Source organism: Peptoniphilus indolicus, from assembly GCF_900454665.1.
Taxonomy (GTDB): Bacteria; Bacillota; Clostridia; order Tissierellales; family Peptoniphilaceae; genus Peptoniphilus; species Peptoniphilus indolicus.
In genome coordinates this window covers 1,370,258-1,390,668 of sequence record NZ_UGTH01000001.1, presented here as the reverse complement: position 1 = coordinate 1,390,668, position 20,411 = coordinate 1,370,258, and the positions used below count along the sequence as shown (strand labels likewise).

Below are 20,411 nucleotides of genomic sequence, written 5' to 3'. Positions count from 1 at the left end.
CCCTTCTATTCTATAAATTTTTATTCGCCTCTTCATAAGCAAATAAAGCAGCACCTATGGCGCCTGTCATTTGTGGGTGAGGAGCTATGGTTATTTCTTTTTTTAATTCCTCTTGGAGCGCTCTAACAACACCTTGGTTTTGAGCAACTCCTCCACATAAAACTATTTTTTCCTTAATTCCTGTACGATATAAAAGACCACAAACTTTGTTAGCAGTTGAATTATGTACACCGGCTAATATATTTTCTTTAGATATGCCCTTTGATAGCTGAGAAATAACTTCAGACTCAGCAAAAACGGTACAAGTACTACTTATAGCTACCGGATTAGTTGATAATCTATCATATTCACCCATTTTTTCTAAAGGTATTTCTAAAATTTTAGCCATGACTTCTAAAAATCTGCCAGTGCCGGCGGCACATTTGTCATTCATGAAAAATTGTAGAACTTGACCTTTATCATTAACTGAAATAGCTTTTGTATCTTGTCCACCTATATCTAAAATAGTTCGAGCTTCAGGCACTAAAAAGTTAATACCTTTTGTATGACAAGTTATTTCACTTATTTGTTTATCGGCAATATCAAATGAAAATCTGCCGTAACCTGTGACAACGATTTTAGATATATCATCTAAAGTTAAATTATTATTTGAAAGAAAGGACTTAGCTTTTGCAGTAGCAATTGTTGGCCCACTTGTACCGGTTCCAGATTGTACTACAATATTTCCGATAATTTTTATTCCATCTTCAAGTATTATGATTTTAGATGATGTAGAACCGATATCTACTCCCATAGTGTACATATCAATATATCTCCTTTAAATAAATGTATTAGATTTTATTTAGAATTTATTATATTCTCTATCAATAGGATTTATAGTTTCAACAAATTCTACCAATATCCCACTATTGTACTTAGGTCTTAGAAAATTAACTATTATATCGCTTGTACCTGGAACAGCTTCACGCTCAAGCATTTGTAATCCCTTTTCTTCGTACTCTTTTCTAACTGCTTCAACATCATCAACTTCAAAGGCAATATGCGCTATACCACCTTTTCCATTATTAAAATCTTTTAAAACACCTGCTTCAGGAATGATGAATTCTATAGGACTTGAATGATCACCGGATTTTGTAAAAATTAATTTTGCTTGGTAAGCATCTACATGACCTTTGTAATCGATTTCTAAACCTAGTCTTTCAATCATTTCATAAGCTTCTTCAAGTGTAGGAAGTACAATTCCCACATGGTGCATTCTCATTGGTTTCATATAACTTCAACTCCTTAAAATTTGAAGAAAAACGATTGTCTAATCTATAATATATTGGGATTTGATTTATTTCAGAATATTTTATACAATTTAATCTCAATATAATTATAGATTTGAATAATTGAAAATGTTTTTCTCTCTTGATATAATTTTACAAAAACATCAATGGCTTTTAAATCGTCATAGTATGCCCGATGTTGAACAAAAAATTCAATTTTGAACAAAAAATTCAATAAATTCAAATGATAATTTAAATGAAAAAGTTTATGCTATATACAAGATAAGTTATTGTAAGAAATTTTGTTTCTATTTGTGAGGATAGGAGTTATGTTATGAATAAATATTCACCGGTTTTAAAAAAAATGATTGATTTTACTAATATTAAATTAATAGTACTTGCAAATGAATTAGATTATGATATCTCATACATAAGCAAGTGGTGTAATGCTTCTAAATTACCATCTCAAAAATACATAAGAACAACAAATAAAAAAATAAGTGAGGTATTATCAAGGGAAATTTTTGAACAAAATAAAGTATTAGATTTTTTTCTGGAATTTGATATAAAATTACCGGAAAATTCAAATTATCTAGAAGATTCAAAATTCATTGAAGAAAAGATTAATAAAATACTTATGAAAGAATATAAAGATTCTATTAAAAATTATGATAGTGTAGAAAATAACACCAGAATGGTAATAGGTAATAGCAATATAAAACTATTTTTAAGTGATGTAATACAAAAACAAAACTTAAAAAATGAAGAAGGTTTTACAGACTTATTAATAACAATGGATTTTATATCAGATGGAGTAGAGTATATTTTAAACTTGATAAGTGAGGTTAAAAATATAAATATAAAAATAGGTCTTGATGTGGATGACTTAGAAGGAGAAAAATCAGAAAAACTAAAAAAACTATATCAACTTTTAAATGATAAATCTAACCTGAATGTAACAATGTATAAGAATAGCGAATTCAAATACTTTAATGCAATAATAGCAAAAAACAATTTTGTAATAAACTATTCTCTTGATAAAAATAAAAAGATGGAGATAATATCTTATTCAAATGATGAGGAAGAAGTTGATAAAGCTTATAAGATTTTAGCTGCAAAATTTAAAAATGAAAATATCTTAATGAAAAATGTAAATAGTCTTGAAATGAATAGGAGTGGCTATCGAACGGATTTTTATACAGATAATCACTTTAATATGTTCTGTTGCTATGGGTTTGAATTTTTATTACCATCTGAAATAATTGAAGACATTGCAAAAAAAGAATGTGAAAATATTAAAAAGAGAGAAAACAAAGATTTTAATGTATTGGAAAATATGTTACAAATAAAAAAACTTCAAATAGAGTGGGAAGAAATTTTTCATGAAAGAAATATAAATTTTTTTATACCTAAAGTTTCTCTTTATAAGTATATACAAACGGGAAAATTAGTATATATAGATACAGAATATACCATGTCAATAGAGCAGAGAAAAGAGCATTTTTTCAATGTAATTAGACTGATGAAAAAGAATAAAAATATAAAAATATATATTATAGATGGTGAAAAAGTTAGTGGTGACTTTAAAGAATTTAACATTGGAATATATTTAAATCAAAAGAAATTTTTTATAAAGAATTATGCAAGATTTTTTAAAAATTTAGAACCATTTATACATACCGTAATTGATAAAAACTTAGTTGATGGCGTAAATGAATTTTTAGAAAATTTAAAAAATGGAGATAATTGTAGAGAATATACTGTTGAAGAGCTTGAAGAAAAATGGAATAATTATGGAAGTATGTTTTTAAAAATTATGGAAATTTCTTCAGAGAATGTAGAAGATTAAATTTTATATACTTTAAAAGGAGAGAGTGTCAGAATGGATAAGTTCCTGACACTCTTTTTGTAATTGATACATTTAATTTCACGTTAATAGGTTAATTAATATTTTATGAATTTTACTTCAATTTGAATTTTTAGGATAAAGTAATTTTAATTTTTTATTTCAAACCCATTGGTTTGTCTATAAATATTCTTGGATCCATAAATTTAAGATTTTTATCAATTATAGGCTCAAATTCCATTTGGTCTAATATATCTTTTTGTAGATCCACTCCCGGGGCGATTTCAACAAGTGTTAAACCGTCTTTTTTTAATTCAAAGACACATCTCTCTGTTACATATAAAACAGGTTGAGAAACACTTCTTGCATAGTCTCCAGAAAAAGTAATTTGTTCAACATCTTTTCTGAATTTTTTAACTTGTCCTTCTTCTAAGATGTTTAATTTTCCATCTTTTATTTCTGTTTTTAATCCTTTAGTTGTGAAAGTTCCACAGAAAATAACTTTTTTTGAATTTTGCGAGATGCTTATAAATCCTCCGCATCCAGCAATTCTAGTACCAAATTTTGATACATTTAGATTTCCATGAGAATCTGCTTGAGCAAGTCCGAGATAACATATATCAAGACCTCCTCCATCATAGAAATCAAATTGGTAAGGTTGATCAATTATTGCATCTGCATTTATTGACCCACCAAATCTTGGTCCGGATTGAGGAATACCTCCAACAGGTCCTGATTCAACCGTTAAAACTATGTGGTCACTTATATTTTCTTCTGCTGCAATGTTTGAAACAAGTTCAGGTATGCCTATACCTAAATTACCAACAAGGCCAGGAACAATTTCCATAGCACCACGTCTTGCTATTACTTTTTTTGCATTTAGAGGTATATAAGCATTATAATTTTTTTCAGCGATTCTTGTGTTACCTGCAAGTTCCGGTTCATAGTCTATACCGTAAGCTTGTTGTTTTAGGGAAGGTTCTTGTATTTCAACTACATAGTCAACACAAACACCAGGTATTTTAACAAGTTTAGGGTCTAAAGAACCATTTTTAACCACTTTGTTTACTTGAACAATAACTTTTCCACCACAATTGTGAACTGCTTGTGCAATTGATAAAACTTCTGTAGGAACTACTTCCAAGTCCATAGAAATATTTCCTCTTTCATCAGCAAAACTTCCTTTAATTAGAGCTATATCAAAATGCATAGCTTTATAAAAAAGTCTTTCTTCTCCACCAATGTTTATGAGTTCAACTATATCTTCTGTGGTGACATCATTTACTTTACTACCTTCTTTACGAGGGTCGGCAAAAGTATTTAGTCCAACATGAGTTACAACTCCAACTTTTTTTCCGGCAACATTTCTTAACATTTGTGCTAGAGCGCCTTGAGGAACATTATAGCCCTTGATCTTATTAGCTGCCATCAAATCCATCAATTTGGGTGCTTTATTGAAATGACCTGCAATGACTGTTCCTAAAAGACCTTCGTGTGCTAAATGGTTTACTGATTTATCATCACCGTCACCTTGACCGGCAACATAAAATAAAGTTAAATTTTTTGGACTATTAGTTTCTTTAAATCTTTTTTCTACTCCGGCTTCTAATGCTTCGGGGTTTGAACAACCAACGAAACCTGATGTTACGACAACATCATTGTCTTTTATTATCGAAAGAGCTTCTTTGAGATTTGTAAATTTGGGTATCATAATCTGCCTCCAATTATAGGATATATTTTTATAACCTATATATAATAATTATCTAAAAAGACTACCGCTTATAATAAGCTTTTGTATTTCGTTAGTGCCTTCATATATTTGAGTGATTTTTGCATCTCTCATCATTCTTTCAACATGATAATCTTTCATGTATCCATTTCCACCCAAGAATTGAACTGCTTGAGTTGTAACTTCCATAGCTGTATCTGTACAAGTAAGTTTTGCCATAGCTGCAGGGATAGTATATGGCTTATGTTCAGTTTCTGCTTGAGCTGCTTTGTAAAGTAATAGTTCAGAGTATTCAATTTTAGTTCTTAGTTCAGCCATTTTAAATGCAGGATATTGTTGAGCACAAATTGGTTTACCAAATTGTTTTCTATCCATCATATATTTTCTAGCGATTTCAAAAGCGCCTTTTGCCAAACCTAAACCTTGAGCAGCAACACCGATTCTACCACCATCAAGAGTAGCCATTGCAATCTTGAATCCTTGTCCTTCTTCACCAAGTAAATTAGAAGCAGGAACTTTTACATCCTTTAAGAACATTTCACTAACCTTAGCAGAACGAATGCCCATCTTATCTTCTATATGACCAACACTTACTCCTTCCCAAGAAGTTTCAATTACAAATGCTGATAATCCTTTAGCGCCTTTTTCAGGTTCAGTTAAGGCAAATACTATGTAATAGTCAGCTAAAGGCCCATTTGTTGAAAAACATTTTGAACCGTTAAGAATATAATTATCACCTTCTTTTTTTGCTATAGTGACACAACCGCCGGCATCTGAACCGGCATTAGGTTCTGTCAAGCCAAAAGCTCCTATAGAAGTCCCATTAAAAACAGGTGGAAGATATTTCTTTTTGATTTCTTCGCTACCGTATTTAAAAATAGGGAAAGCATAAAGGGAAGCATTAACTGAATAAGCAATACCAATAGAACCATCAACTTTTGAAAGTTCTTCAACAGCTATTGCATATGATATATAATCTCCACCTTGTCCACCATATTCTTTAGGATATTGAATACCATTTAAACCACATTTACCAAGTGCTTTAAATTGTTCTATAGGAAACTCACTTTTTTCATCTCTTTCCATAACACCAGGTGCTATTTCCTTTTCGACGAAATCTCTCATAGCTTTTTGAATTACTAATTGTTCATTTGTTAAATTAAAATCCATAATTGTTCCTCCTACTTTTTTTAATTACAACATAATAAGTAATTATCTACATGAATAACTTAAAACGTTTTCTATAACATACGATAAATAATTTTGTGTGGAATAAAAACAACTTAAATATGACCTAAGTTGAATAAAAGTTCAACAAGTTCAAAAAATACAATTTTTTGTAAGATTTTGTGATAACAATTTATTTTGTTAAAATAAATAGAAATTTGATTATTACTTGATTTAGTTGATAAATAACAATAAAAAATTCATACAAAATAGAACATCAAAAACCTCTATAAATTAGTCAAATACACAATTTGAAGGTTTTTTTAAATTGACAAAGAAATTTAAAAAATATATTATTATCACAAAATTAAATTAATTTTAGGAATTAAGAAGTAGGAGGAAGTTTATGAATAGAGAATACAATGCTGTTACAAATGAAATTAAAGAACAGATTAAATCCTCTGTTGAAGGAAAAGTATATGTTGGAAATGAAATAAATGAAGATTTTTTTCATGATGAGATGCCTATTTATGGAGAAGGTATACCTGATGTAGTGGTAAGACCTAAAAATGCAAATGATGTTGCAAACGTTGTTAGAATATGTTATCAAAACAATTTGCCAATTGTGCCAAGAGGTGCAGGAACTGGACTTACCGGAGCAGGTGTAGCCATTAAAGGCGGAGTAATGATAGATTTAAAATCTATGAATCAAATTTTAGAATATGATGATGACAATTTTGTAGTTAGAGTACAACCTGGAGTTTACTTAAATGATTTAGCTCAAGATGCTCTTTCAAGAGGATATATGTACCCACCAGACCCGGGTGAAAAATTTGCGACAATAGGTGGAAATGTTTCTACTAATGCTGGTGGAATGAGAGCTGTGAAATATGGCACTACAAGAAATTATGTAAAAGAAATGGAAGTTGTACTTCCTACAGGAGAAATTACAAGATTTGGAGCAAATGTTGCTAAGACTTCAACAGGATATTCGCTTATAAATTTAATGATAGGTTCTGAAGGAACACTTGGAATAATTACAGAGTTGACTTTAAAACTTATAACAGCACCAAAAGAAACAGTATCTCTAGTAATTCCATATGAAAACTTAGATGATTGTATATCAACTGTTCCTAAACTGTTCAGAAGTAATTTAAATCCACAAGCCATAGAATTTATGGAAAGAGAAATAGTCTTAACTTCTGAAAGATTCATAGGTAAAAGTACTTTTCCTAAAGAATTAGAAGGAATTGAAATAGGAGCATACCTATTAGTTACATTTGATGGTGAAAATAGAGATATGTTGGATGACATAGTGGAAAAAGCTGCAGAAGTTGTAATAGAAGCTGGAGCAATAGATGTTTTAGTAGCTGATACACCAGCAAAAATAAAAGATGCATGGGCAGCAAGATCATCTTTCTTAGAAGCAATAGAAGCAGAAACAGAACTATTAGATGAATGTGATGTAGTAGTACCTATAAATAAGATTGCCAAGTATATAAACTTTGTAAATAAAGAAGGAGAAAATTACGATTTTTCTGTAAAGAGTTTTGGACATGCAGGAGATGGAAATTTACACATCTATGCTTGTTCAAATAGTATGGAAAAAGATGAATTTATGAGACAAGTGCATGAATTTATGACCGTTATATATCAAAAAGCTTATGAAATGGGTGGACAGATATCCGGAGAACATGGAATAGGATATGGAAAGAAAGAATATCTAAAACAGTTTGAAGGTGAATTAAACGTAAATTTGATGAGAGAAATAAAGAAGGCATTTGATCCTAAATTTATTTTAAATCCAAATAAAATAATTTAAATTTGAGAGGGGAGAAATAGAATATGGCATATTTGATTTCAGAAGAAGCAAAGGATTTGCTACAAGATGTTAAAAATTTTTGTGAAAAAGAAGTAAAAGAACAATGTAAAGAGTTTGATAGAACAGGTGAATGGCCAGAGGAAATATATAATAAGGCAATAGAGCAAGGATATTTGGCATTGGAAGTTCCAGAAGAATTTGGTGGACCAGGGCTTTCAAGAGTTGATGTAGCAGCACTAATAGAAGAAATGGCAAAGGCAGATGCAGGTTTTGCAACTACTGTTTCAGCCTCAGGTCTTGGAATGAAACCGGTTTTAATTGCAGGAAATGAAGAACAAAAAAAGTGGGTTTGTGATAATGTACTTGAAGGAGGAATAGGAGCTTTTTGTCTAACAGAACCTGGCGCAGGAAGTGATGCTGGCTCTGGAGTTACAACTGCAATTCTTGATGGAGATGAATATGTATTAAATGGAAGAAAGTGCTTTATAACTAATGGAGCAGTTGCCTCTTTCTATTGTGTAACAGCTATAACTGATAAATCTGTAGGTTCAAGGTCTATGTCCATGTTTTTAGTACCTGCTGGAACAAAAGGATTATCTGCCGGAAAAGAAGAAGATAAGATGGGAATTAGAACTTCAAATACTTGTGATGTAGTGTTTGAAGATTGTAGGATTCCTGCAAAAAATTTAATTGGAGAAGTTGGAAAAGGTTATTCAATAGCCATGCAAACTTTAGATCAAGCAAGAGCTTGGATGGGATGTATCGCAGTTGGAATTGCCCAAAGAGGAATAGATGAAGCTTTTAAATATACAAATGAGAGAGAACAATTTGGAAGACCTGTAATAAAATTCCAAGCACTTCAATTTAAATTGGCAGATATGGATATAAAAACTGAAACAGCAAGACAAATGGTTGCTTGTGCATTAAATAGAATGGATGAAGGACTATCTTTTAGTAGAGAATCAGCTATAGCTAAGTGTTATGGTTCTGATATAGCTATGCAGGTAGCATCTGATGCAATTCAATTATTTGGCGGATATGGATATAGTAGAGAATACCCTGTTGAAAAATTATTAAGAGATGCAAAAATTTTCCAAATATTTGAAGGAACTAACGAAATTTTGAGAATTGTAGTTGCAAATAACATGATGAGAGGTTAAATATGAATATTTTAGTTTGTATTAAAGAAGTTCCAGATGATTCTGTAGATGTTAAGGTAGAATCAGGAGTACCTGTCGTAGATGAAATAACACCGGTTATTAATGCATTTGACACATATTCATTAGAGATGGCAGTTAGATTAAAAGAAAAATTGGGTGGAAAAGTAACCGTGATTTCGATAGGAAATGAAGAAGTAAAAAATTCTCTTAAAAATTGCTTGGCCGTTGGAGCTGATGAAGCTGTTCTTGTAAAATATGATGATTATAAAGATTTAAATTCAAGAGATGTTGCAACTGCACTTAAGGAGGCAATTTGTAAGTTAGAGATAGATGAAAAATTTGACTTAATTTGCTTAGGAAAAGAATCCACAGACACTCAATCTTCTTCAGTAGGGATATATTTATCTGAAGAACTAGATGTTGGTGTTATAACAAACGTTATTGAAATGGAGGTAAATAATAATTTGTTAGAAGCAAAATCACAAACAGATTTTGGCTACAGAATAATAGAAACTAAACTACCAAGTGTAGTTACTATTAATAAACCGGATTATGACCCAAGATACCCTACTATAAAGTCTAAAATGGCAGCTAGAAGAAAAGAAATTTCTGAAATTGAGATAGAAATTATACCAAATGATAATTTTACAATAATATCCAATTCAGAGCCTCCAAAGAGACAATCAGGAATTAAAATTCAAGAAGAAGAGATTGAAGACAGTGTAAAAAAAGCCATAGAAATAATGGTTCAGGAAAAAGTTCTTTGAGGTGTAATATGACAAAAGATTTTTTAATATATGTGGAAACAAAAGAGAATACTCCTATAAAATCAAGCCTTGAAGTTCTATCTAAAGCACATGAACTTTCAAGAGAGGTCAACTCAAAAGTAATAGCAGTTGTAATAAGTGAAAATGCTGATACTTCAATGTTGGCATCAAGTGGTGCAGATTTAGTAATAAATGTAAAAAGAGAAGAATTTAATGCAAGAGATTATGCTAGCATTATTTCAAAAATTGCAACAGAAAAAGATGTAAAATTTGTTTTAATGGCAGGAACGTTGGATGGTAAAGATATATCAGCACATACAGCATTTAAATTAGATTCAATTTCAGTTACAGATGTACAATCCATAGAAGTTGAAGAAGATGATATTAAATTTATATATCCAACTTATGGCTCAACTGTACTTACAGAAGCTAAAATAAAGCATGAAAAAATTAAAGTTGCAAATATTAGATTAGGTTCATTTGAGAAAAAAGAAAATTTAAATAACTTAGCAACAGAAGAAAATATTGAGGTAGAAAGAGCAGGATTAAAAACTAATATAAAGAGCATATTTGAAGAATCTCAAGGCACAATAGCTTTAGAAGATGCAGAAATTATAGTTACTTGTGGAAGAGGGGCTTCAAAAGGCGAAGGATATGAGCTGGTAAATGAATTAGCTAATATATTAAAAGCTCCTATTTCAGGAACAAGACCGGTGATAGACGATGGTATTTTACCTAAGACATCACAAATAGGTCAATCAGGAAAGATAGTTGCACCAAAACTGTATATAGGATGTGGTGTGAGTGGTTCAGTACAACACGTTTCAGGAATTCAATCATCTAACTTTATAATTGCAATTAATAAAGATGAAGATGCTCCAATTTTCAATATATCCGATATAGGAATAGTTGGAGACTGCGAAAAAATATTACCACTATTCAATACAGAGATAAATAAGATTGTCAGTAACAAATAAATAATAACACTTATAAGTTAATACTACTAATTTAAAACGATTTCTAAAAAACACAATTAGGAGGAAACTATGTTATTTCAATTACTTGTTATGTTTGGAACAGCCTATATAGGGCAGTTTATATCAAATATATTACCATTTCCATTTCCGGGGACAATTATTGCCAGTTTGATTTTATTTATACTTTTACAGATGAAAATTATAAAAATAGACAAACTAAAGGGAATAATAGATGTATCACATAAGTACTTAGCTCTTTTCTTTGTTCCTGTAGGAGTTGGAATTTTAGAATATGCAACTCAATTCAGTATAGAAGTATGGTTGAAAATATTTTTATTAATAATATTATCTACAGCAGCAACAATGATTATTACCGGAAAGGCTTCAGATTTTACAATAAAAATATTTAATAAGGGGGAAATAAATGATTGATATATTGACAAAAGATCCTCTATTTAGCGTATTTATAACAGTAAGTGCCTATTTATTAGCGACAAAAATAAAAGAAAGACATAACTATAACATACTCAATCCAATGTTGGTAGCTATGCTAATTGTAATATTTACATTGGTATTATTCAGAATACCGCTTGAAAATTATAAAAACGGAGGTAAAATAATAAAATTTATGATATCTCCAATTGAGACTATAGTTATAGGAGTGGGGTTGTATAAACAAGTAGAAACACTAAAGAAAAATTTTATATCTATGATTATATCGACATTTATTGGAGGTGTATTTGTAGTATTGTTTGTAATTTTTATTGGAAGTGCAATGAGCATGCCAAAAGATGTTTTACTTGCAAGCATACCTAAGTCAGTAACAACAGCAATAGGAATAGAGATATCAAATAAAATGGGCTGGATGACATCTATTACAGTCATGTATATATGTACAACAGGAATAGTTGGTGCTGTAATAGCAAGGCCGATTATAAAAACTTTTAAAATAAAAAATCCAATTTCTCAAGGTTTGGCAATAGGTACAGCAAGCCATGCCGTGGGAACGAGTGAAGCTATAAAAATAGGTGAAGTTCAAGGAGCAATAAGTGGGCTTTCAATAGGACTTCATGCGATAATTGCATCAATTATAATACCTATTATAGTGAGTATTTTAGGAGTTGCTTAAAAACATATTTATTGTATTAGAAAAATGTAGAAAGGTAGAATTTAGAAAATAAAATATTTCTAAACTCTACCTTAATTTACTTAAAAATTGAATTTTCAGGATTGAACTCTTCTATGAACATTAAAACGAATACAATGCTAAGTATTATAGAACTCATTAAAATTGCCTTAGAGGAGAATAATTCAATAAATATATTTCCAAGTATTGCTCCAAGTATAAAACAAAGTATAATACCAAAATATAGTCGAGTCTTTTTTAAACTGAGTTCATCTCTATACATCAAGAAGTTATACAAATTTTCAGTTCCGCTTCTGAGATTTCCGATACACATTGTTGTTGCAATTGGATGAGAATAAATTTTTCTAAAACTTTCGACTTGAATTCCACAAGCTAGAGAAATTAAACTGTTGGCCAAAAGATTGTATTCAGTTGAAATAAAAGCAACAACGGAAAAAATTAAAATTTCAATCAGGACAGAAAGTTGTCTCCAGTGTAGTTTATATTTATTTTCAAAATATCTAAAAAAATCAGCTAAAATTATTCCAAATGCAAAGGCAATAACAGGCCAAAAATATTTAATAGACTCGTGGATATTTCCTTCAGAAAGATAAATTCCAAAGAGAATTATATTTCCGGTTTGAGCATTTGCAAATACATGATCCCTAAAAATATAGGAATATGCATCCATAAACCCACCTGAAATAGCAAGTAAGATGCCTATTAAAATTGTTTCTGACATTTGTATTTTTCTATTCATAACACCACTTCTTAATATTAATATTATATTTAGAAGTATAACATATTTTAAAAACTATAGATTAAAGAATTAATTCTAAGTCAATGAAATTTATTTTCTTAAATTTTTTAAATTTTCTTCAACTAAATTAATTCCTAAACTATAAGAATTATTATATTGTTCTAAAATTAATTTTAAAGTTTGTTTAGAGTATGTATATAATTCACTTCTAAAATAAGTTAATATAGATGGTAATAGAGTATTCTTATAAAGATTGCGGCTATTATCTAACAAATTAGAGTGTGATGATACCAGCTCTTCTTCCCAAAAAATATGTATATTTAAAATAGAATTAACTAATGAACTTTTTTCTGAATCTACAATGGGAAGAAAATTTTCAATTTCTTTATAATATAAATAGTCTGTTTCTTTCATCATATAAGCATATTTTTCAGTTATCAAATTTCTATCTTGAGATTTTGCTAATTCCAAATCAAATAAATAAGATTTTAGAATATTTTCATTATATATAGACCAGTAACTTAACCGAGAGTTTAAAAAAGTAGCCATATCTTTTTGGCAAGGTTCTTTACCTTTAATACTTTTTACTGATTTAAAAAATATCCATTCGGATACTAAAATATTTTTTAATAAAATTTCTTTATTCATATAATAACCTACTTAATCCAAGTATTTTCATTTTTTAAATTATTGTCATGTATATTTTCAACTATTTCAGAAGAATGTCTTAATAGAAAATTATCTGCAGTTTTTGAAATTTTATTTTCTCTTAAATAATTAGCAAATAAAACACATAACTCTTCTATAATTTTGATTTTTTTAATAGAATCTGTTTTATCATTTAATGAAAGCAGATCATCTATTTTACACTTACTTTCATATCCTAATAATTTAAGATTTTCTAAACTTCTATATTGCCATTTATAAAAAGGCATGAATTTTTTATTTATTAAATGTATTAATTCACAGTAGTTTTCTAAAAATTCACTCAATGATATTTGTGCTCCAAAGTAATTATTTCTTTTTAAACATCTTTCATAGTTATATTGACCTGCTTGAGCAGCTTTATTACAACAATAAGCAATTTTTTTATAAACTAAATCTTGGGGATAATAATTTAAAAGCCTATTTCGTATTTTAGTGAAATAACCTAAATTATCTAAGAAAATTTTTCCGTTAGTAGCTAAACTTAGTAAATCTTGAGGAACTTTTCTATATTCAGAAATAGTTACGGGACCTTCTTCAAAAAGAGTGTAATATTTATAAAAACTTTCTATTGATTTTATAAATAGTAAATTAGAATTAATTTCTATTTTTTTATTTTTTATAACATTATAGGCACTTTTAGGAAGAAACCAATAACACTTTGTTTCAAAATTATGGTCTTCAGATATGTAATCATCATATCCGTAACATTCAGAACCTTCTCCAACAAGACCAAAACATGAAATGTTCCATAAATCTTTATGATGCTTTAAAACATAATCTGAAACATAGTTATTAAAAAAATTTTCACTTCGATCTAAGCCGGATATTCTTTTTGAACTATCTTCTATGAATGACTCAATTTTTTTAATATTTTTAAGCACTATTTTATATGCCTCACTATCTATTCCATATGTATTCGTTATAAAGTTTTTAGACAATTTGTAAAGTTTTAGGCTATTTTGATAATCCTTTTTTCTAAAATAATAATCTCCTAGATTATTTAAAACACTTGCGTATAAAGGATTATTAGCATTTATATTCAAAGATAAAATTTCCTCAGCTTTGAATAAACAGTATTTAGATTCATCAAATTTCTCTAGATTTAAGGCAACTTCATATAAGTTGTTATATGTAGTTGCTAATTGTATTTTATATTCAGGCAAACCCAACAATATAGTTTCAGCTTTTTTTAAAAGATCATAAGCTTTGTCCCAAAATTTTAATGTAATAAACAATAAAGATAGATTATTTAAATTTGCAGCATATGAATAGCCATAGGAATGAATTTGTTCAAAAATAATATTAGCAAGTGAAAAGTATTCTATACTTTTTTTATAATCTTCTTTCAAGCGATAGGCATTTCCTAAGTTAGCAAGGGTATTAGCGTAAGCTTCTGTATTTTTTAAATTTTCTTTTTCAATTAATTCTTTTGCCAAGAGAAGAGTAGAGATACTTTTTTTATAATTACCTGTATTTCTAAGGGCTCCACCATAATCATTTAATAATTCAATTAACTTTACAATATTATTTTCATTTACTGAAAGTTTAATACATTTTTCAATTATAGGAAGGATATCTTTTTCTTTTCCTTGTTTTAAAAGGGTTTTATATTGTTCTTGTAAAATTTTTATATTATTCATATTATTTTTAACAACTCCTGAGTAGGTCGTTCAATTATAGAAGTATTTATAATATCATTTTCATTAAAAAATTTTGATATTAATTTCGAGCATTGCTTTGTAGAGGAAAGTTCTCCTTGTGCAAAGAATAGGCCTTTACCGAATAATCCTAAATTTATTTGAATTTTCAGTAAATTTATATTTGAATATTTATTGCATATATCGGCAGCTTTAATAGCAGTAATACTATTTTTAGATTCTAAAACAAATAGAGATGAAAAATTTTTAAATGAAGGATTTTTGTTTATAATTTTTATAATATCTTTAGATATGTTTAAAACTAGATCTGAGTTAACATGATTATCTTTGCAAAAAATATTTATAGATATAAGATCTGAATCAAAACCTTCTAAAATAAATAATATTCTACCGGGACATATGTTTTTACTTAAAAAAATTTTAACCGGATAATTCAGAAGAATATTATTTAAAATTTCATAAGATTTAGAAATTTGATTGAATTCTATAAGAATAAAAGATTTATTCATGTACAATCCTCCTATTTGATTAGTTAACGATTATTATATACTTTATTAAAACTAATGCAATAAATTATATGAAAAGGTTTTGAAAGAGCATAATATAGTTTTATATTTTACACAATTAAAAAATAACAATTATATTGATGATATTAATTTTTAAATAAGTTTTAATTTTACCATAAAAAAGTCTTATAACTATTCTCGAAAAGCTTAAATTATTGTGTAAAATTAATGAAAACTGATACAAGAATTATCAAGTTTAAGGTTTGTCGCTACATAAAACTATCAGTAAAAAGGAGGATATTCGAATGATAGAAAAAGGTTTTTCAAATCCTACAGAAAGAGTTAAGAGATTAAGACAAGTAATAATTGATGCTAAACCTCAAGTTGAAGCAGACAGAGTAGTTTTGATTACTGAGTCTTATAAAGAAACAGAAGGAATGCCTAATATATTAAGACGTGCTAAAGCAGTAGAAAAAATTTTCAATAATTTACCTGTGACAATTCGTGATGATGAATTAATAGTAGGGGCTATAACGGTATCTCCAAGATCAACAGGACTTTGTCCGGAGTTCTCGTATGATTGGGTTGAAAAAGAATTTGATACGATGAGTACAAGAATGACAGATAGATTTGAAATCCCTAAAGAAACTCAAAAAATATTACATGAAGAGTTTAAATATTGGAAAGGGAAAACTACTTCTGCTCTGGCTGAATCACTTATGAGTAAAGAAACAAAAGATTGTATAGCTAATGGTATCTTTACAGTAGGAAACTATTTTTATGGTGGTGTGGGACACGTAAATGTTGGCTATGAAAAAATACTAAAAAGAGGATTTAGAGGGATAATTGAAGATTCTATAAAAGCTATGAATGATTTAGATCCTAATGATCCTGAAAGTATTCAAAAAACTCAATTTTATAAAGCTGTAATAATTTCTTATACAGCAGCAATAAATTTTGCGCACAGATATGCAGAAAAAGCAAGGGAGATGGCATCTGTTGAAACAAATCCTATCAGAAGACAAGAGTTGCTGAAAATTGCTGAAAACTGTCAAAAAGTTCCGGAGTATGGGGCAACTAATTTTTATGAAGCATGTCAATCTTTCTGGTTTGTTCAAATTTTAGTTCAAATAGAGTCAAATGGACATTCTGTTTCACCAGGAAGATTTGATCAATATATGTATCCTTTCTATAAGAATGATAATATAGATCCTGAATTTGCTCAAGAATTAATAGATTGTGTTTTTGTAAAACTTAATGATATTAATAAGGCTAGAGACGATGTTTCTTCACAAGCATTTGCAGGATATCAAGCATTCCAAAATCTTTGCGTAGGAGGACAAGATTCAGAAGGTAAAGATGTAACTAATGAAATCTCATATATGTGTATGGAAGCTGTAGCACATGTTGCATTACCGGCACCATCTTTCTCTGTAAGAATTCACCAAAATACGCCTCAAGAATTTTTATTAAGATCATGTGAAGTTTCAAGATTAGGATATGGAGTACCTGCATTTTATAATGATGAGGTAATTATTTTAGGATTAGTTGCAAGAGGAGTATCGTTAGAAGATGCAAGAGATTATGCAATTATAGGATGTGTAGAACCTCAGGCAGCACATAGAACTGAAGGTTGGCACGATGCAGCTTTCTTTAATATAGCAAAAGTTTTGGAAATAACATTGAATAATGGACGTTGTAATGGGTTACAATTGGGTCCGAAAACGGGTGAGCTCACTGATATGAAGTCAATAGAAGATATCTTTTGTGCATATCAAAAACAAATGGAATATTTTGTAAAATTACTTGCTGAGGCAGACAACTGTGTAGATTATGCACATATGGAAAGAGCAAAATTGCCGTTTATGTCAGCGTTAGTTGATGATTGTATAAAGAGAGGAAAAGCTGCTCAAGAAGGAGGAGCGCTATATAACTTTACAGGACCTCAAGCTTTTGGTGTGGCTGATTCAGGGGATTCTCTATATGCAATATATAAAAACGTTTTTGAAGATAAAAAAATAACTTTGGAAGAATTAAAAGAAGCATTAGAAGTAAATTTTGGCTTCACAGATTCAATAATGCCGGGTTCTTGTGAAAAAACAACTGGAGAAATGTCTGAAAATGAAATTTATGAAGCTGTTAAAAATATTTTAGCAAGTACAGGATCCGTAGATTTAGATATCTTGGAAAAGAAATTAAATGAAGGAAATATTAATACAAGCTGTGGATGTTCTTGTGAAGAAACAACAGGAAGATTTAAAACTATTCAAAAAATTCTTGAAAATACAGATAGCTTTGGAAATGATAATGAAAAATGTGATGAATTTGCGATAAGATGTGCAAAAATCTATTGTAATGAAGTTGACAAGTATGTAAATCCAAGAGGAGGACAGTTCCAAGCAGGAATTTATCCGGTATCAGCAAATGTATTGTTCGGGAAAGATGTAGGAGCTTTACCTGATGGAAGACTTGCAAAGAAGCCTTTAGCTGATGGAGTATCACCAAGACAAGGTAAAGACGTCAATGGTCCTACAGCGGCGGCAAATTCTGTTGCAAAATTACCACATGCTCAAGCTTCTAACGGAACTCTTTACAATCAAAAATTTTCACCTAAGGCTGTAGAAGGTGAAAAAGGATTACAAAATTTTGCTTCGATAATAAGAACTTATTTTGATCATAAAGGAAGCCATGTTCAATTTAATGTAGTAAATAAACAAACATTACTTGATGCACAAAAAGATCCTGCAGCAAATAAAGATTTATTGGTAAGAGTGGCAGGTTATTCAGCTCATTTCATTACTTTAGCGAAAGAAGTTCAAGACGATATCATAAGTAGAACAGAACATATGATGTAAATATATTTCTTAGGGGGAGACTATGGAAGCGATAGATTACAGTAAAGAGGGCATGGTTTTTGATATACAGAGATATTCTATAAATGATGGACCAGGTATAAGAACTATAGTCTTCCTAAAAGGGTGTCCACTTAGATGTGTTTGGTGTTCAAATCCTGAGTCACAAACGTATGAAAAAGAATTAATGTATAGAAAAATATTGTGCATAAATTGCGGGAATTGTGTAAAGGTTTGTAAAAATGAAGCTATAGGACCCCAAAATGAAAATTGGATAGATAGAAAAAAATGTGTAGTTTGTGGAGAGTGTGTGAATGTTTGTCCGGCAGGTGCATTAGTTGTAAAAGGTAAACTGATGAGTGTTGAAGAAGTAATAAGTGAATTGAAAAAAGATGAATCTTATTATTTAAAATCTAATGGAGGAATAACACTGTCGGGAGGAGAAGCATTAATGCAACCTGAATTTACAAAGGAATTATTAAAAGCTGCAAAGTCAAGGGGATGGCATACTACTATAGAGACAGAAGGCTATGTTTCAGAAAATGTTATAAAAGATATTCTGAGGTATGTAGATTTAGTTTTGTTGGATATAAAGGCAAATAATTCCGAAATTCATAAAAAATTTACAAAAGTAGACAATACATTAATAAAGAAAAATGCAAAAATTATACAAGAAATGACAAATACAGTTATTAGAATTCCCTTAATACCAGGAGTGAACAGTGATATTAAAGAATTTACAGACATAATAAAATTTGTTAAGACATTAGAAAATGTAAATGAGATACACATTCTGCCATATCATAATTTTGGAGAGAGCAAATATTATCTTTTAGGAAGAGACTATCAGCTTTCAAAAACTAAAAAATTAAACGAAGAATATGTGGATAAATTAAAAAACATAGTTGAAGAGTTCGGTTATAAGTGTGAAATAGGAGGCTAATGGAGGTAGAAATGGATAGAGAAATGTTAGAGAAAATCATGGGTCAAGTTTCTGAAGAATTGAACATAAATGATAACAAAGAAAAATGTTCAGGAGATCGTGATATAGGAGTAACCGAATTTGTTGGAACAGCCATAGGTGATACTATAGGTCTAGTTATTGCAAGCGTAGATCCTTTATTAACTGAAACAATGAAATTAGGTAAGTATAAATCAATAGGAATAATTGGCTCAAGAACAGGGGCAGGACCTCAAATAATGGCAGTAGATGATGCTGTAAAAGCGACTAATACTGAGGTCATTTCTGTAGAATTACCAAGGGATACAAAGGGTGGAGCAGGACATGGTGTTCTAATATACATAGGGGCAGAAGATGTTTCAGATGCAAGACGTGCAGTTGAAATAGCATTGGATGTTCTTCCTAAGTATTTCGGAGATGTATATTCAAATGAAGCTGGACATCTTGAATTTCAATATACAGCAAGAGCAAGTTATTGTTTAGAAAAGGCTTTTGGTACACCAATAGGAAAAAGTTTTGGAATGGTAATAGGAGCTCCTGCCGCTATAGGTACAGTATTAGCGGATGTAGCAGTTAAGGCTGCAAATGTTGAGGTGGTAGGATATGCATCACCGGCAGAGGGGACTTCATATTCAAATGAAACAATATTGACTTTTACAGGCGATTCAGGCGCCGTTAGACAATCGGTAAGGGCAGCCATAGAGGTAGGTAAGAAATTATTAGGCTCATTAGATGTTGAACCTAAATCTACAACAACACCATATATATAAATTTTAGAATAGTTATTAGAATAAGGAGGAAATTATGAATTCAGATGCATTAGGAATGGTAGAAACTAAAGGTTTGGTAGGAGCTATAGAAGCGGCAGATGCCATGGTAAAAGCTGCTAATGTTACATTAGTTGGATATGAAAAGATAGGATCGGGCTTAGTAACAGTAATGGTGAGAGGAGATGTAGGTGCAGTTAAAGCGGCTACAGATGCTGGAGCAGCTTCAGCGAGAGCCATAGGTGAAGTAATATCTGTTCATGTAATACCAAGACCACATACAGATACAGAAAAAATTATTCCAAACTTTGGCAAATAAATTGTTTTTAAATGTTAT

General features: G+C 29.8%; 19 protein-coding genes. 11 read left to right on the top strand and 8 right to left on the bottom strand.

Features of this window, described 5'->3' with window-relative positions; translation table 11 throughout:
• Positions 1–10 precede the first annotated feature (10 nt).
• Positions 11–802 (bottom strand): acyl-CoA dehydratase activase, encoded by a 792-nt coding sequence (locus DYE58_RS06680; protein WP_004819644.1) that lies wholly within the window; start codon positions 800–802, stop codon positions 11–13.
• A gap of 39 nt (positions 803–841) precedes the next feature.
• Complete coding sequence (locus DYE58_RS06675; RefSeq protein ID WP_004819647.1) at positions 842–1,270, bottom strand: VOC family protein; 429 nt, start codon at positions 1,268–1,270, stop codon at positions 842–844.
• Between the two features lie 332 nt (positions 1,271–1,602).
• Here DYE58_RS06675 and DYE58_RS06670 point away from each other — a divergent pair, with 332 nt between their 5' ends.
• Positions 1,603–3,117, top strand: a complete 1,515-nt coding sequence (locus tag DYE58_RS06670) for a hypothetical protein (protein WP_115312125.1) — start codon at positions 1,603–1,605, stop codon at positions 3,115–3,117.
• A 154-nt stretch (positions 3,118–3,271) separates the two neighbouring features.
• On the opposite strand, the gene DYE58_RS06665 is transcribed toward DYE58_RS06670, so the two are convergent.
• Positions 3,272–4,825 carry an acyl CoA:acetate/3-ketoacid CoA transferase gene (locus tag DYE58_RS06665; RefSeq protein WP_004819657.1) on the bottom strand — a complete coding sequence of 518 codons (1,554 nt, stop codon included), beginning with the start codon at positions 4,823–4,825 and terminating at the stop codon, positions 3,272–3,274.
• Positions 4,826–4,873: 48 nt separating this feature from the next.
• Positions 4,874–6,013 carry an acyl-CoA dehydrogenase family protein gene (locus DYE58_RS06660; RefSeq protein ID WP_004819660.1) on the bottom strand — a complete coding sequence of 380 codons (1,140 nt, stop codon included), beginning with the start codon at positions 6,011–6,013 and terminating at the stop codon, positions 4,874–4,876.
• 403 nt (positions 6,014–6,416) lie between these two features.
• On the opposite strand from DYE58_RS06660, the gene DYE58_RS06655 reads away from it, so the two are divergent.
• The 6 genes from DYE58_RS06655 (at position 6,417) to DYE58_RS06630 (ending at position 11,865) form a co-directional block, all read left to right on the top strand.
• Entirely contained in the window at positions 6,417–7,832 is a 1,416-nt protein-coding gene (locus DYE58_RS06655) for an FAD-binding oxidoreductase (RefSeq protein ID WP_004819662.1), read from the top strand.
• A 23-nt stretch (positions 7,833–7,855) separates the two neighbouring features.
• The gene (locus tag DYE58_RS06650) at positions 7,856–8,992 is read left to right on the top strand and encodes an acyl-CoA dehydrogenase family protein (RefSeq protein ID WP_004819664.1); all 1,137 of its coding nucleotides are present in this window, start codon (positions 7,856–7,858) and stop codon (positions 8,990–8,992) included.
• 2 nt (positions 8,993–8,994) lie between these two features.
• Complete coding sequence (locus DYE58_RS06645; protein ID WP_004819666.1) at positions 8,995–9,759, top strand: electron transfer flavoprotein subunit beta/FixA family protein; 765 nt, start codon at positions 8,995–8,997, stop codon at positions 9,757–9,759.
• A gap of 8 nt (positions 9,760–9,767) precedes the next feature.
• Positions 9,768–10,736: an electron transfer flavoprotein subunit alpha/FixB family protein gene (locus DYE58_RS06640; protein ID WP_004819667.1), complete on the top strand. Its 969-nt coding sequence runs from the start codon at positions 9,768–9,770 to the stop codon at positions 10,734–10,736.
• A gap of 69 nt (positions 10,737–10,805) precedes the next feature.
• The gene (locus tag DYE58_RS06635) at positions 10,806–11,168 is read left to right on the top strand and encodes a CidA/LrgA family protein (RefSeq protein WP_004819669.1); all 363 of its coding nucleotides are present in this window, start codon (positions 10,806–10,808) and stop codon (positions 11,166–11,168) included.
• Positions 11,161–11,865 carry an LrgB family protein gene (locus DYE58_RS06630; protein ID WP_004819672.1) on the top strand — a complete coding sequence of 235 codons (705 nt, stop codon included), beginning with the start codon at positions 11,161–11,163 and terminating at the stop codon, positions 11,863–11,865. The genes DYE58_RS06635 and DYE58_RS06630 overlap by 8 nt, the downstream gene beginning before the upstream one ends.
• 76 nt (positions 11,866–11,941) lie before the next feature.
• Here the strand turns inward: DYE58_RS06630 and DYE58_RS06625 are convergent, their stop codons facing one another.
• The 4 genes from DYE58_RS06625 to DYE58_RS06610 form a co-directional block, all read right to left on the bottom strand.
• Positions 11,942–12,622 (bottom strand): YoaK family protein, encoded by a 681-nt coding sequence (locus DYE58_RS06625; protein ID WP_004819674.1) that lies wholly within the window; start codon positions 12,620–12,622, stop codon positions 11,942–11,944.
• Between the two features lie 90 nt (positions 12,623–12,712).
• Complete coding sequence (locus DYE58_RS06620; RefSeq protein WP_115312124.1) at positions 12,713–13,270, bottom strand: DUF4125 family protein; 558 nt, start codon at positions 13,268–13,270, stop codon at positions 12,713–12,715.
• Between the two features lie 8 nt (positions 13,271–13,278).
• A complete protein-coding gene (locus tag DYE58_RS06615; protein ID WP_115312123.1) occupies positions 13,279–14,970 on the bottom strand; it encodes a DUF4037 domain-containing protein in 1,692 nt (563 codons plus the stop codon).
• On the bottom strand, positions 14,967–15,497 hold the full coding sequence (locus DYE58_RS06610; protein ID WP_115312122.1) for a BMC domain protein: 531 nt from the start codon (positions 15,495–15,497) through the stop codon (positions 14,967–14,969). The genes DYE58_RS06615 and DYE58_RS06610 overlap by 4 nt, the downstream gene beginning before the upstream one ends.
• A gap of 302 nt (positions 15,498–15,799) precedes the next feature.
• On the opposite strand from DYE58_RS06610, the gene DYE58_RS06605 reads away from it, so the two are divergent.
• Genes DYE58_RS06605 through pduA form a run of 4 tightly spaced genes read left to right on the top strand, consistent with a single transcriptional unit; the run spans position 15,800 to position 20,393 of the window.
• The gene (locus DYE58_RS06605) at positions 15,800–18,349 is read left to right on the top strand and encodes a glycyl radical protein (protein WP_004819676.1); all 2,550 of its coding nucleotides are present in this window, start codon (positions 15,800–15,802) and stop codon (positions 18,347–18,349) included.
• A gap of 22 nt (positions 18,350–18,371) precedes the next feature.
• Positions 18,372–19,289: a glycyl-radical enzyme activating protein gene (locus tag DYE58_RS06600; RefSeq protein ID WP_004819681.1), complete on the top strand. Its 918-nt coding sequence runs from the start codon at positions 18,372–18,374 to the stop codon at positions 19,287–19,289.
• 11 nt (positions 19,290–19,300) lie between these two features.
• Positions 19,301–20,077, top strand: coding sequence for a propanediol utilization microcompartment protein PduB (pduB, locus tag DYE58_RS06595; RefSeq protein WP_040552427.1), 777 nt, complete (start codon positions 19,301–19,303; stop codon positions 20,075–20,077).
• 34 nt (positions 20,078–20,111) lie between these two features.
• The gene (gene pduA / locus DYE58_RS06590; RefSeq protein ID WP_004819684.1) at positions 20,112–20,393 is read left to right on the top strand and encodes a propanediol utilization microcompartment protein PduA; all 282 of its coding nucleotides are present in this window, start codon (positions 20,112–20,114) and stop codon (positions 20,391–20,393) included.
• The last annotated feature ends 18 nt before the right edge of the window (positions 20,394–20,411 follow it).